This is a genomic window from Streptomyces sp. NPDC046349 (assembly GCF_055587885.1).
Window position 1 is genome coordinate 438,142 of record NZ_JBVJFK010000004.1, and the last position, 14,101, is coordinate 452,242.

Consider the following 14,101-nt stretch of genomic DNA (forward strand, 5'->3'; position numbering starts at 1 on the left):
GGTGAGCCCCTCCCGATGGTGCGGTCAGCCCGAGAACTTCACGTCCGTGATGGCCTGCTTGTAGCCGGAGTCGCTGTAGGTGTCGCCCGGTGCGTGGGGCATGGCTGTGATCCACACGAGCACGTACCGGGTCGTGATCGGTTTCTCGGCGGTCAACTGGAGGTTCGTCTCCGAGCTGGTGGTGTTGGCGATCTTCACCATGGAGCCGACGGAGCCCTTGGGGGACTTCGAATCGGTGGCGTACAGGGTGAGGGTGGTGTGCGGGCCGCCGTACTTCAGCGCTATCGAGGCTGCGCTGACCTCTTGCTCGGACCCGAGGTCGTAGACGATTCCGAGGCCGTCCTTGATCTTCACTTCGGGGCCGTCGATGTAGCTCTTGGTCCGCCAGTAGCTGGCGGTATCCGCGTCGTACGTGTTCGCCACGTCCTCGGCGTTCTGCGGCTTGCCGTCGGGGGCGTACTCCTGGGCACCCGTGATCGTGATCGGGGTCGGATCCTTCTTCTCCCCGCTGTCGTCGGTGCCGGGCTTGGTGTTGTTGCTCGTACCGTTGTTGCCCTTCTGGGTGCCGCGCTCCAGGAGGGTGTCGGCCAGCTGCCAGCTGCCCAGGCCGAGGGCGGCGATGAGCAGGGCGGCGACACCCCACTTGAGCGCGCGGCCGGTACGGCTCTGCAGGGGCGCCGGCGGGGGCGCGACAGTCAGGCTCTGGGCGGTGGCCACGCCGGAGGGCGTGGTGCGGCCGTAGCTGCCCTGCTGGTAGGTGGTGTGCTGGTACTCCGGCGGGGCGGTGAAGGCGGGCTCCGGCGGACGGATGCGGGGCATCGCAGAAACGGCCTTGGACAGCTCTTCCGGGGTGGTGCAGGCGGGCTCCTGACGGGAGGCGGTGGCCCCGTCGTTGGCGAGCGCGCGCATGGCGAGCTCGCCCAGACCGCGGTGGACGCCGGCGCGGACCTGGTCGGGGGCGATGAGGCCGACGCCCTTGGGCAGACCGGTGAGGCCGTAGGCGTCGCTCTCGTACGGCCAGCGCTGGGTGAGGGCCGCGTACAGCAGGGCGCCGATGGCTTCGGTGTCGGCGCGCTGCGGGGTCTCGCTTGTGATGCCGCGCAGCGCGGCGTTCACGGCGAGGCCGCGGATGCGCCACTGGCCGGTGGACGTACGCAGTATGGCGCTCGGCGTCAGCCGAAGGTGGGCGAGGCCCTCGCGGTGCGCGGCGGCCATCGCCTGGGAGACCTGGCTGACGAGCTGGTAGGCCTCGTGGGCCTCCAGCGGGCCCGCGGCGAGCAGGGCGGTGAGCTCCGTGGCATCGGGCAGCCACTCGTGGACGACGTAGACGAGGTCGTTCTCCTCCACGGCGTCGAGCACCTGCACGAAGCGCGGGTCGCCGAGGAGGGCGGACGAGCGGGCGGCGGCCAGGACGGAGCGTGCCCGTGAGTGGTCGGCGGGCATCAGATGCACACCCACGGCCCGGCGCAACTTCTCGTCCATCGCGCGCCAACTGCTGAATCCGTCCACACGGGTGACGCACTCTTCCAGCCGGTAGCGTCTGGCGAGCTTGTGGCCGCTGTGGAGTTCGGGTGCGGCCGTGGAGGCCGTGTTCTTGCGTTCGCCGTCCTTGTCGGGCATGGGTCCGTCCGCGGCTCGTCCGTTCTGGGTGTCCACCCCGTCGGACGTGGCCTTTGCCGCCTGAGCGGCAGACGGCTCGTCGCCGTCGTTGTCGGCCACGTCGACGGCAGCCGTGCTACGTTCCGCCACCGTCGTTCCTGCCTCCCCATCCGTTGCGCGCTGTAGGCCAGTCTGCGAAGCCATGCCAATTGTGCCCACAGTCCGACGCTATGCACGACACACGAAAGGGGGCGACGGTTGTGCGCATCAGCGCCCCAAACGTCCGCGGACCATCCCGACCATCGCGTTGAGCTCTTCGATCCGCATCCGCTTGGCCGCGATGAGGAACACGGCCGCCAGGGCGATCCCGCCGGCGACAAGGGCAGTGGCGGAACCCAGGACTCCGCTGCCCAGCCACTGAGTGACCGCGTAGGCGGCCGCGCCGGCCACGGCGGCGGCCGGGACGCAGGCCCCGGTGAGGCGGGCGTAGGTGCGCATTACATGGGCACCGTCGAGGTCGCCGCCGAGCCTGGTGCGCAGGCGGCGCCAGGCAACACCCACGCCCACCGCGTAGCCGAGACCGTAGGAGGCGGCCATGCCGACGACCGCCCAGCGGGCCGGGAGGACGAAGAAGGAGACCGCGGAGCCCGCCGCGTTGACGGCGGCGACGATGACCGTGTTGTAGAAGGGCGTCCGGGTGTCCTCGTAGGCGTAGAAGCCGCGCAGGACGACGTACTGGACGGAGTACGGGATCAGTCCGAGGCCGAAGGCCATCAGGACGTAGCCGATGTTCTGGGCGCCGGAGCCGGAGCCCGCGTAGAGCAGGGTCGCCATCGGGACGCCGAGGGCGAGGAACGCGAAGGCGCAGGGGACGATCGCGACGGCCGAGGTGCGCAGTCCGTAGGAGATGTCGTCGCGGACCGCGGCGGCGTCCCCGTCGTGGGCGGAGCGGGAGATGCGGGGCAGGACGGCCGTCATGACGGAGACGGTGATGATCGCCTGGGGCATCTGCCACAGCAGCAGCGCATAGTTGTAGGCGGTGATGCCGGTACCGGGGTGGCCCTGCTTCTCGGCGACCGAACCGGCCCAGGTGGCGAGCTGGGTGACGATGACGAGGCCGACCTGGTTGGCCAGGACGAAGAAGAACGTCCACTTGGCCAGGCGGGCCGCCTTGCCGAGTCCGTGGCCCTTCCAGTCGAAGCGCAGGCGCGGCTTGAAGCCGGCGTCGCGCAGGTACGGGAGCATCGCGAGGGCCTGGACGGTCAGGCCGAGCAGGGTGCCGAGGCCCAGGAGGCGGATGCCCTCCGGGGTGACGGTGGTGGCGTTGACACCGGAGGTGGTGAAACCGCCGAAGGCCCAGATGAAGGCACCGAAGGTGGCGATGACCACGATGTTGTTGAGGACGGGGGTCCACATCATCGCGCCGAAGCGGCCGCGGGCGTTCAGGATCTGACCCAGCACCACATGGACGCCCATGAAGAACATGGTGGGCAGGCAGTAGCGGGCGAAGGCCACGGCCACGTCCATTTGCTGCGGGTCCGAGGCGATCTTCGGCGACATCATCGTGATGAACACCGGTGCGGCCAGGACGCAGATGGTGGTGATGCCGGCCAGCAGCACCACGACGAGGGTCAGCAGCCGGTTGGCGTACGCCTCTCCCCCGTCGTCGTCGTTCTTCATCGCGCGGACCAGCTGCGGGATGAAGACGGCGTTGAGGGCGCCGCCGCCGACGAGCACATAGATCATCGTGGGCAGCGTGTTGGCGATCTGGTACGTGTCGTTGAAGGTGCCGACGCCGATCGCCGCGGCGATGACCAGGGTTCTCAGGAAGCCGGTGATGCGGGAGACGATCGTGCCCGCGGCCATGAGCGCGCTCGACTTGAGCAGGCTCGCGGCCCGTCCGGCCGGCTTGCTCGGGGCCGGGGCGGCGACGGGAACGTCCTCGGCAGGGGTACGGGGCGCCGCCTCCTGGTCCCGGTACAGGTGGGCGAAGGCATCCGGCTCGGGCTGCTCCTCGGAGGCCCGGGTGACGAGCGAGTCCACGCCCACGAACTCGGTGGTGGTGGCGCGGTCGCCGTACGGCAGGTGGCGTGAGGGGCCGTCCGGCTCGGGCGGCGGGGTCTGGGCCCAGACGCGCGGGTCGGGGGAGTACATGGGCGCACTCGGCGCCGCATAGAGCGGACCGGGCTCCTGGAAGGTGCCGGGCGGCGGCGGAGGGTGCGCGGCGCGGTCGTAGAGGACCTCGTCGACGGGGTCCTGGGCCGACAGGTCCTGGGACCGGTACGGGTCGTAGTCGTAGGCATCCTGGACATACGGGTCGCGGTCCGGCGCGGGCGCAGGCACGGGAACCTGCCCGGGCACCGGAGTGCCCGGGGCAGTGCCCTGGGAGGGCGCAGGCCCACCAGTGCCCTGCGCGCGGTCACCGTCGTACGGCGCGTTCATCGAAACCCCACCTCATCGTCCCCAGGCCGACCGGCCACGGCATCGCTCAACGGTCCACTGTCTCACTCGTGCCGGACCCCTCGGTGCTTTGCGGTTCGGTGTCCGGGGACTCGTCACTCGGCTGCGTGCTCTCCTCGGCGGCGGCGCGGGCTGCGACACGCTTGCGACTGGCGTACATCTTGATGCCTGCCAGGACCAGGAGGAGCACACCGCCGGCGATCACGAGCATCACGGTGGGAGTGATCTCCGTGGCCTCCACGGTGAACCGGCGTTCCTTGCCGTAGGGGACGCCGTCCTTGGTGAAGAGCTGCGCGGTGACCTCGACCGGCCCGCTCGCGGTGGCGTTGGCGGGGAACTTCACCGTCTGGGTGTGGTCGCCCTGGACGGTGACCTGCTGCTCCGCCTGGCCGCTCTCGCCGAACATCAGGCGGGACGGATTGGCGGACTTCACCCGCAGGACCAGATCGTGCACGTCCTGCACGAGGCTGTTCTGGACGCTGACCGGGATGGTGGCGCTGTGCCCGGACAGGGTGGCGTCGGACTTGGGGATGACCTTGACCTTCTCGGTGAGACCGATCAGGTATTCCTGAACCTGGTCCCGATAGAGGCGGGCCTCGTCGGGGCGCCCTCGCCAGGAGGTCGACATCTCCCGGTTGATGGTGTTGCCGAAGGGGATCTCCACGCGGTCGGGCGCAGCGAGGATCACCTTGAAGTGGTCGAGCGTGTTCTGCGTGGTGCGGATCTTCTCGAAGGCCGATACCGGCAGTTCCTGCTTGCGCAGGTCCTCCGGGTACTGGCCGGCGCCCGGCACCTGGGTGGCGGCGCCCGGGTCGGGCTTGGCGGCGGCCGCAGCCTCGAGGTCCGCCGGCTGCGTCCAGCGACCCCCCTGCAGGCCCCGTATGGCGGCGGCCATCGACCGCGCCTGGCTGACACTCGGCATCCGCTGCGGAGCCACGACGAAGCTGCGCTGCTCGTCGGTCTTCTGCAGGTTCAGAGCGAGGCTGTGGGCGAGGAACCGCTGCACGGCGAGCGTGGAGGGCCCGGCGTTCAGCATGTCGCCCTCGAACGCGGTGGACAGCTCGGCGTCCGCCACGACCGCGGTGGTGCCTGCCCCGATGGGACGGGCGGCCGACGGTGTGTAGCCCAGGGCGCCGCTCTCCACGAGGCTGTCGCTGCGGGTCAGGACGTTGTGGGCACCGGCCGAGGTGGCCACGTTGACGATCGAGGGGTCGATGGCGCCGTTCACGGGCCAGGAGAAGTCGGTGGACGCGGGGACGTGCAGAACGGTCTGCACGGCGTTCTTCGCCTTGTCGGTGGCCGGACGCAGCTGCCCCAGCGTGCCCGAGACGTCCTTGCCGTGGTGCGCGAGGGAGGCGAGGTCGGGGTCGGCGAAGGGCAGTGCCACGACTTTCTTGCCCTGGACTGCCGCTTCCAGGGAGCTCAGCCACTGCTCGGCTACGGCCTTGTTCTTGCCCTGGACGGACTTTCCGTTGGCGCCGCGGACCCGGTAGCCCTTGGTCATGGCGTCGACCGTGTAAAGCAGGTCGGGATCGATGACCCAGGTGACCGGCAGGTCCCTGCCGAGGGTGACCATCTGCTCCAGACGGCCGCCCGGCTTGAGTTCCTCGGACAGGGAGTCGTCGAGGAAGACGGGTGTCTGGAGCTCGTCGGACCCGGTCTCGGCCGTGACGCGGGTGGCGGAGATCAGCGGCCAGACGTAAGTGAGCTGTGAGCGCTTGGCGGCGGCCTCCGGCTGCCAGGGCAGGAAGGTCCGCTTGATGCCCAGCACCTGCTCGGACGGCCGGCTCTCGGTCACCCCGGACAGGGAGACACCGAGCTGGTAGACCCCGTCCTTGTCGAGTTCGAGCTTGTTGACCGGGACGGTCAGCGTGAAGTTCTGGGTGACCTTCGACGGCAGGGAGGCGATCTTCACCGCGTAGGCCGAGTCGATCTCGCCTGGGTCGGTGCCGGCCCGGAAGCCGTTGCGGTCCGCCGTCTCGTCGATGGACGACCGGTCCGTGAGCGCGGGGCCGACCCGCAGGCCGACGTGGGCGTCGGTGATCGTCTCGTACCCGGTGTTGACCACGGTGCCCTCGATGGTGAGCGTGTCGCCCTTCACAGGGGCGCTGGGCGCCATGGAGACCAGCTGCACGTCGACGGAGGAGGCCTGCACGGCCTCGGCCTGCGGGGCGGGGGCGTAGACGAGAGCGGCCAGCACGGGGGTCCCGGCGAGCAGGACGATCGCGCGCCGCAGCCACCGGCGCCGGACAGGGGCGGGCGACGCCCCTTGGATGTCTGCCGCCTCGGCCACGCGCTAGCCCGTCCCTAGAAGTGTCAGTGGTCGTCTTTTGTGCGTCCACGAATGGTAACGAGGTGCGCTGTGTGCGAGTGCCGCCCCTTGCTCCACATGATCGGCACAGTGTCGCGGCGGGCGTGTACCGGGGTCGCCGATAAACGGGGCGGCTCCCGGCGGGCCGGGCACGTACCCTTTTCAGTTGTGCCGAACGCCAATGAAGACAACCCCAATGCCCTGAGTCAGGTGCAGCGCCGCGCGGTCAGTGAACTGCTGCAGGTCGCTCCCGTCGCCGACGAGCTCGGCCGCCGGTTCCAGCAGGCGGGCTACCGGCTCGCCCTGGTCGGCGGGTCCGTACGCGACGCGCTGCTCGGGCGTCTCGGCAACGATCTCGACTTCACCACCGACGCCCGCCCCGAGGACGTTCTGAAGATCGTCCGACCGTGGGCCGACTCGGTCTGGGACGTGGGCATCGCCTTCGGCACCGTCGGGGCCCAGAAGAACGCGCGCGTCGCGGGCGCCGTGCGGAACTTCCAGATCGAGGTCACGACGTACCGCTCGGAGGCATACGACCGTACGTCGCGCAAGCCGGAGGTCTCCTACGGCGACTCGATCGACGAGGACCTCGTGCGCCGTGATTTCACGGTGAACGCGATGGCCCTGGCTTTGCCCGAGCAGGAGTTCATCGACCCGCACGGCGGCCTCGACGACCTGGCCGCCGGCGTGCTGCGCACCCCCGGAACCCCTGAGGCCTCCTTCTCCGACGACCCCCTGCGCATGCTGCGCGCGGCTCGGTTCTCGGCGCAGCTGGACTTCGAGGTCGCCCCGGAGGTCGTGGCGGCGATGAAGGCCATGTCCGACCGCATCGAGATCGTTTCCGCGGAGCGGGTACAGGCCGAGCTGAACAAGCTGATCCTGTCCGACAACCCGCGCCGGGGTCTGGGACTGCTGGTGGACACCGGGCTGGCCGACCGGGTGCTGCCGGAGCTGCCCGCGCTGCGGTTGGAGAGTGACGAGCACCACCGGCACAAGGACGTCTACGACCACTCGCTGATCGTCCTGGAGCAGGCGATCGCGCTGGAGGAGGACGGCCCGGACCTGGTGCTGCGGCTCGCTGCCCTGCTGCACGACATCGGCAAGCCCCGCACGCGCCGCTTCGAGAGCGACGGCCGGGTCTCCTTCCACCACCACGAAGTGGTGGGCGCGAAGATGACCAAGAAGCGCCTGACCGCGCTGAAGTACTCCAACGACATGGTCAAGGACGTGTCCCGGCTGGTCGAGCTGCACCTGCGATTCCATGGCTACGGGGACGGGGAATGGACCGACTCGGCGGTGCGGCGCTACGTACGGGACGCCGGGCCGCTGCTGGAGCGCCTTCACAAGCTGACGCGGTCCGACTGCACCACGCGCAACAAGCGCAAGGCCAACGCGCTCTCCCGCACCTACGACGGGCTGGAGCAGCGCATCGCGCAGCTCCAGGAGCAGGAGGAGCTGGACGCGATCCGGCCCGACCTGGACGGCAACGAGATCATGCGCGTCCTGGACGTCGGCCCGGGGCCGGTGATCGGCAAGGCCTATGCCTTCCTGCTGGAGATGCGGCTGGAGAACGGCCCCATGGGGCATGACGCCGCGGTTGCCGCGCTCAAGGAGTGGTGGGCGGCCCAGGACTGATCCGCCGGTGTCCGTGTCGATGTTTCACGTGAAACATCGACACCCCGAGTGACTGGGCGCCGCCGATGTTTCACGTGAAACATCGGCGGCGCCGGCCGAGCAGCACCGCGGTCAGCCCGTAGAGCACGGACACACAGAGGAGCAGGACCACGGACTGCCCGTCGGCGGGGAGCATGAGGGCGGCCACAGCCGCCGCCCCGACGAACGCGACGTTGAAGAGCACGTCGTAGACGGAGAACACCCGGCCGCGGTAGTCGTCGTCCACGCGGGACTGCACTTCGGTGTCGGTGGAGATCTTGGCGCCCTGGGTGGCGAGGCCGAGGACGAACGCGGCGACCAGCATCGGACCCGGAGCGAAGAACAGGCCGAGGGCCGGTACCAGGACTGCGGAGCCCGCAGCGCAGGCGGTGATCCAGCCGAGGGTCCCCAGCCGTCCCACCATCCACGGGGTGACGACCGCCGCTGCGAAGAATCCGGCCCCGGAAGCGCCGACCGCGATGCCCAGCAGGGCGAGTCCCTCGGCCTCGGTGTCCGACCAGGCATAGCGGCAAAGCATCAGCAGCATGACGAACAGGGCCCCGTAGCAGAACCTCATCATGGTCATCGCGGTGAGCGCCCGGGCCGCCTGGCGCCGGGCGGCGAGGTGCCGGAGGCCCTCGGCCATGCCCCGCACGGTAAGGGTGATGCCTTGGACCACCGAGGGATGGGCCTGCCCCGCGGAGTGATCGGGGCCGAGCAGCCCGATCGCCAGTCTGAGGGAGACCAGGGCCGCACAGAGGTAGAGGCAGGCCCCGAGCAGCACGACGAGGGCGTTGGAGCCGGACGCGAGCAGACGGACGAGGAAGGCCAGCCCTCCGCCGGCCACGGCCGCGAGCGTCCCCGCCGTGGGGGAGAGCGCGTTAGCGGTGACCAGCTGATCGGCTCCGACGACGCGGGGCAGTGAGGCGGCCAGCCCGGCCAGGACGAAGCGGTTGACCGCGGTCACGGACAGCGCCGAGGCGTAGAACAGCCAGTCGGGTACGTGCGCGACGATCAATACCGCGGTGATGCAGGCGAGGAAGGCCCGCAGCAGGTTGCCGTAGAGGAAGACCTGACGGCGGCGCCAGCGGTCGAGCAGCACTCCGGCGAAGGGGCCGATCACCGAGTAGGGCAGCAGCAGTACCGCCATGGCCGAGGCGATGGCCGCCGGCGAGGTCTGTTTCTCGGGGGAGAAGACGACATAGGTGGCGAGAGCGACCTGGTACACGCCGTCCGCCGCCTGGGAGAGCAGCCGTACGGCGAGCAGGTTGCGGAAGTCCCTCAGGCGCAGGAGTACGCGCAGATCACGTACGACAGGCATGAGGGAAAGGGTCACATACGCGGAGGGTCCCCGGGCACATTGCCCGGGGACCCTCCGCGGAAGAACAGCCGAAGTCCCGGTGTCGACAGGACTCGCCGGCTTCGACTAGCGCTCGACCTCGCCCTTGATGAACTTCTCGACGTTGGCCAGGGCCTCGTCGTCGAAGTACTGCACCGGCGGGGACTTCATGAAGTAGCTGGACGCCGACAGGATCGGGCCGCCGATACCGCGGTCCTTGGCGATCTTCGCGGCGCGCAGGGCGTCGATGATGACACCGGCGGAGTTCGGGGAGTCCCACACCTCGAGCTTGTACTCGAGGTTCAGCGGGACGTCGCCGAACGCGCGGCCCTCGAGGCGGACGTAGGCCCACTTGCGGTCGTCGAGCCACGCGACGTAGTCCGACGGTCCGATGTGGACGTTCTTCTCGCCCAGCTCGCGGTCGGGGATCTGCGAGGTGACGGCCTGCGTCTTGGAGATCTTCTTCGACTCGAGGCGGTCGCGCTCGAGCATGTTCTTGAAGTCCATGTTGCCGCCGACGTTGAGCTGCATGGTGCGCTCGAGACGGACACCGCGGTCTTCGAACAGCTTTGCCATCACGCGGTGCGTGATGGTGGCGCCGACCTGCGACTTGATGTCGTCGCCGACGATCGGGACACCGGCCTCGGTGAACTTGTCGGCCCACTCCTTGGTGCCGGCGATGAAGACCGGGAGGGCGTTGACGAAGGCGACCTTGGCGTCGATGGCGCACTGCGCGTAGAACTTCGCTGCGTCCTCGGAACCGACCGGCAGGTAGCAGATCAGAACGTCGACCTCGCGGTCCTTGAGGACCTGGACGACGTCGACCGGGGCCTCGGCGGACTCCTCGATCGTCTGGCGGTAGTACTTGCCCAGGCCGTCGTAGGTGTGGCCGCGCTGAACGGTCACACCGGCGTTCGGGACGTCGCAGATCTTGATGGTGTTGTTCTCGCTGGCGCCGATGGCGTCCGAAAGGTCGAGGCCGACCTTCTTCGCGTCGACGTCGAACGCGGCGACGAACTCGATGTCACGCACGTGGTAGTCGCCGAACTGGACGTGCATCAGCCCGGGGACCTTGGACGCCGGGTCGGCGTCCTTGTAGTACTCGACGCCCTGCACCAGCGAGGCGGCGCAGTTGCCCACGCCGACGATGGCTACGCGAACCGAACCCATTCCGGTTGCTCCCTGTTTGTTCTCGGACGAGGGCTGCAAGCTGCAGTCCTCATTTTTCGGTTTCGTCGGACGGACCGGATCGTCTCCGATCCCGTCCCGCCCGCTCACTCTCGATGAGCTCGTTCAGCCAGCGCACTTCGCGCTCCACGGACTCCATGCCGTGCCGCTGCAGCTCAAGCGTGTAGTCGTCGAGGCGCTCCCGCGTTCGGGCGAGGGAGGCGCGCATCTTCTCCAGGCGCTCCTCCAGCCGGCTGCGGCGGCCCTCCAGTACCCGCATGCGCACGTCTCGTTCGGTCTGGCCGAAGAAGGCGAAGCGGGCGGCGAAGGACTCGTCCTCCCAGGTCTCGGGGCCCGTGTGGGAGAGGAGCTCCTCGAAGTGCTCCTTGCCCGCGGCCGTCAACCGGTAGACGATCTTGGCGCGGCGCCCTGCGAGTGAAGCGGCGAGAGCGTCTTCCGGGGCGTTGCCCGGTTCTTCGATCAACCAGCCGTTGGCGACGAGCGTCTTGAGGCAGGGGTAGAGCGTCCCGTAGCTGAAGGCCCTGAACACTCCCAGCGAGGTGTTGAGCCGCTTGCGCAGCTCATAGCCGTGCATGGGGGATTCGCGGAGCAGTCCGAGGACGGCGAACTCGAGGATGCCGGAGCGTCTGCTCATCCGCCTGCCTCTCCTCCACCCCTGAGTCTTTATGTCGAGCTGATGTATCGGCTCGATACATCCAGACGATAGAACGGGCCGCCTCCATCGACAAGGGGAGACATGGTGACCGGCATCACATCACCGATTCGCACCAGGCAGGTTGCCTGATTTGGGGTGAACTTCGGCACTGGGCGGGTTTTGAGCGTGCGTAGTCTGTGCGCCATGACACCGGGGGGAACCGGAATTCATCTGCCGCTTCCAGGCCACTCGCCTGCCCGAGGAGTAGTCGTTCGATGAGCGAGCACCGCCGCAAACCGCCGCAGCCCCAGGGCGGGGGGCGGGCCTCCGCCCGCCGCGCCGCCCAGCAGCGCCCCGGCAGGGGTGCCGGACGTGACGTTTCCACCGCGTCGCACAGCGGCCCGTACGCACCACCGCCCGCCCAGGGCAGTCGCGCCGACGCCCGCCGGGCCGCGCAGAGAGGGTCTTCGGGCCGCGGCAGAGGCGGAGCCGGCAGCGCGCGTGGCGCCGGCCGCCCGGACAAGCGGCTGATCAACTACCCGCGGTCCGACCGGGACGGCTGGAAGCGCTTCGTGCCCTCATGGAAGCTGGTCTCCGGCACCGCACTGGGCTTTTTCGCGGTCATCATCGCCGGTACCGGCATCGGCATCGCCATGGTGAGCACGCCCGACCCGAACAAGGCGGCCAAGGCGCAGAACAACGTCTTCTACTGGGCCGACAGCAGCCAGATGGTGGCGACGGGCGGTTCGATGAACCGGCAGATCGTCCCCATCTCGAGCATCCCCCGGTCGATGAGGGACGCCGTGATCGCGGCGGAGAACGAATCCTTCGAGACCGACAAGGGCGTGGACCCGATGGGCATCGCCCGCGCCGTGTGGAACATGGGCACGGGCGGCTCCACCCAGGGCGGCTCGACGATCACCCAGCAGTACGTGAAGAACACCTACCTGGACTCCGACCAGACGCTCAAGCGCAAGGTCACCGAGCTCTTCATCGCGATAAGGCTGGGTGTCACGGAGGAGAAGGACACGGTCCTCGCCGGCTACCTCAACACCGCGTACTACGGGCGGGACGCCTACGGCATCCAGGCCGCGGCCCGTGCCTACTTCGGCAAGGACAGCCAGGACCTGAACCCCTCCGAATGCGCTTTTCTCGCCGCCGTGCTCAAGGGCCCCAACCTCTACAACCCGGACGGCGGCATCGGCGCCGCCGCCACCCCCGAGCTCAACGCGGACCGCGCAAAGAAGCGATGGGCGTGGGTGCTGGACCGCGAGGTCGAGGTGGGCCGCATGGACCCGGCGGAGCGTGCGAAGCACACGGAGTTCCCCGCGCTCGTGGAGTCGGAGCAGGCCCGCGGGATGACCGGCCAGATCGGCTACCTGGTCGACACGGCCAAGGCGTACGTGATGAAGACCCAGGGCATCACCGCCGAGCAGATGGCCATGGGCGGCTACCGCATCAAAACCACCTTCGAGAAGCCCAAGGTGGACGCCATGACGAAGGCGGTCGAGGACATCCGCGCCGGGCTGATCGACGAGAAGAAGCGCCCGGAGACCGACACCTTCGTACAGTTCGGCGCCGCCTCCGTGGACGTCAAGACCGGCGCTCTCGTGGCCCTCTACGGCGGCCCGGGCTGGGACCGGAAGTACTTCAGCAACAACGCCAACACCAGCGGCGTCCCGGTCGGCTCGACCTGGAAGCCGTACGTGCTGGCCGCGGCCATGGAGTACGGCACCCAGAACTCCAACGGCAAGGGCATCTCGGTCGACAGCAAGTACCAGGCGAACGACCTCACGGTGATCAACAACCGTGAGGGCAAGCCGCTGCGCGACTCCTCGGGCAACCCGTTCAGGCAGAAGAACGAGAGTCCCACCGCCTTCGGGTACGTGACCCTCAACGAGGCGATGGAGAAGTCCATCAACGTGCCGTTCGCCCAGCTCGTCTTCGACGTCGGCCACGACAAGGTCAAGACCGTGGCGAAGTCCACGGGCATCCTCGAGGAGTCGATCAACCCGAACAACGACGCCTCCTTCGCCCTGGGTACCTCCACCCCCAGCGCCATCCGGATGGCCAACTCGTACGCGACCTTCGCCGCCTCCGGCATGCACCGCGAGCCGTATTCCGTGACCGCGGTCGAGAAGAACGGCGAGAAGCTGCCCGGCTTCGAGGCGCCCAAGGACCAGCGGGCCATGGACAACGCGGTCGCGGACAACGTCACCAAGGTGCTGGAGAACGTCGTCCAGAACGGCACCGGCAAGAAGGCCAAGAAACTGGGCCGGCCCGCAGCGGGCAAGACCGGTACCACGGACGAGAACAAGTCGGCGTGGTTCGTCGGCTACACCCCGGAGCTGTCCACCTCCGTGGTCCTCTTCCGCACCGACCCCAACTCGGCGGAGAAGAAGCTGATCTCCATGAAGGGCGTGGGCGACATCCCCTCCCTCCACGGTGGTGACATCCCGGCCGAGATCTGGACCGAGTACATGAGCGAGGCCCTCAAGGGCACCCCGGTCAAGCAGTTCCCCGAGGCCGAGGACATCGGCGTCACGGCCGACTCGGCCGGTGCCCCCTCCCCCACCCCCGTGGCACCCGTCACGCCGTCCCAGTCCCCGTCGTCCCTCCCGCCGAGCTCCCCGCCGCCCTCCCCGTCGCCTTCCAAGGGCGGAGGCCGGCCCTGCAAGCCGTGGGAGCTGTACTGCGACCCGGACACCACGAGCGGCGGCACCGACGAGGGCACGACCACCGGCACCAACTCAGGGATCATCGGCGGCCCCAGCGGATCGCCGTCCCCGTCGCCCAGCGGCAGACCGGGCCGCCCGGGCGGCCTCACCGGATCGACCACCAGCACCATGGCGGACTGATCCGCCCCACCGCCCCGCCGGCCGAGGAAGGCCGTCGCACCCACGGTGCGGCGGCCTTC

Annotated in this window: 8 protein-coding genes; 2 read left to right on the forward strand and 6 right to left on the reverse strand. The window is 69.1% G+C overall.

The features are described 5' to 3' along the window. Positions 1-24 precede the first annotated feature (24 nt). The 3 genes from ACZ6JS_RS12050 to ACZ6JS_RS12060 form a co-directional block, all read right to left on the reverse strand. Positions 25-1,749 (reverse strand): protein kinase family protein, encoded by a 1,725-nt coding sequence (locus ACZ6JS_RS12050; protein ID WP_469297515.1) that lies wholly within the window; start codon positions 1,747-1,749, stop codon positions 25-27. 117 nt (positions 1,750-1,866) lie between these two features. Beyond that, the gene (murJ, locus tag ACZ6JS_RS12055) at positions 1,867-4,041 is read right to left on the reverse strand and encodes a murein biosynthesis integral membrane protein MurJ (protein WP_469297516.1); all 2,175 of its coding nucleotides are present in this window, start codon (positions 4,039-4,041) and stop codon (positions 1,867-1,869) included. Positions 4,042-4,087: 46 nt separating this feature from the next. Continuing rightward, a complete protein-coding gene (locus ACZ6JS_RS12060; protein WP_469297517.1) occupies positions 4,088-6,352 on the reverse strand; it encodes a DUF6049 family protein in 2,265 nt (754 codons plus the stop codon). 186 nt (positions 6,353-6,538) lie between these two features. On the opposite strand from ACZ6JS_RS12060, the gene ACZ6JS_RS12065 reads away from it, so the two are divergent. Next, positions 6,539-8,005, forward strand: coding sequence for a CCA tRNA nucleotidyltransferase (locus ACZ6JS_RS12065; protein WP_469297518.1), 1,467 nt, complete (start codon positions 6,539-6,541; stop codon positions 8,003-8,005). A 70-nt stretch (positions 8,006-8,075) separates the two neighbouring features. Here the strand turns inward: ACZ6JS_RS12065 and ACZ6JS_RS12070 are convergent, their stop codons facing one another. The 3 genes from ACZ6JS_RS12070 to ACZ6JS_RS12080 all read right to left on the reverse strand — a co-directional run bounded on the left by ACZ6JS_RS12070 (position 8,076) and on the right by ACZ6JS_RS12080 (position 11,184). Next, positions 8,076-9,344 (reverse strand): MFS transporter, encoded by a 1,269-nt coding sequence (locus ACZ6JS_RS12070; protein WP_469297519.1) that lies wholly within the window; start codon positions 9,342-9,344, stop codon positions 8,076-8,078. A gap of 105 nt (positions 9,345-9,449) precedes the next feature. Continuing rightward, complete coding sequence (locus ACZ6JS_RS12075; protein WP_030956798.1) at positions 9,450-10,532, reverse strand: inositol-3-phosphate synthase; 1,083 nt, start codon at positions 10,530-10,532, stop codon at positions 9,450-9,452. 49 nt (positions 10,533-10,581) lie between these two features. Then, the gene (locus ACZ6JS_RS12080) at positions 10,582-11,184 is read right to left on the reverse strand and encodes a PadR family transcriptional regulator (RefSeq protein WP_030025751.1); all 603 of its coding nucleotides are present in this window, start codon (positions 11,182-11,184) and stop codon (positions 10,582-10,584) included. 275 nt (positions 11,185-11,459) lie between these two features. Here ACZ6JS_RS12080 and ACZ6JS_RS12085 point away from each other — a divergent pair, with 275 nt between their 5' ends. Further along, a complete protein-coding gene (locus tag ACZ6JS_RS12085; protein WP_469297520.1) occupies positions 11,460-14,042 on the forward strand; it encodes a transglycosylase domain-containing protein in 2,583 nt (860 codons plus the stop codon). The last annotated feature ends 59 nt before the right edge of the window (positions 14,043-14,101 follow it).

Coding starts and splice junctions, on each gene's coding strand:
- murJ (WP_469297516.1), bottom strand. CDS start 4,041: ATGAACGCGCCGTACGACGGTGACCGCGCGCAGGGCACTGGTGGGCCT.
- ACZ6JS_RS12070 (WP_469297519.1), bottom strand. CDS start 9,344: ATGCCTGTCGTACGTGATCTGCGCGTACTCCTGCGCCTGAGGGACTTC.
- ACZ6JS_RS12075 (WP_030956798.1), bottom strand. CDS start 10,532: ATGGGTTCGGTTCGCGTAGCCATCGTCGGCGTGGGCAACTGCGCCGCC.
- ACZ6JS_RS12080 (WP_030025751.1), bottom strand. CDS start 11,184: ATGAGCAGACGCTCCGGCATCCTCGAGTTCGCCGTCCTCGGACTGCTC.
- ACZ6JS_RS12085 (WP_469297520.1), top strand. CDS start 11,460: ATGAGCGAGCACCGCCGCAAACCGCCGCAGCCCCAGGGCGGGGGGCGG.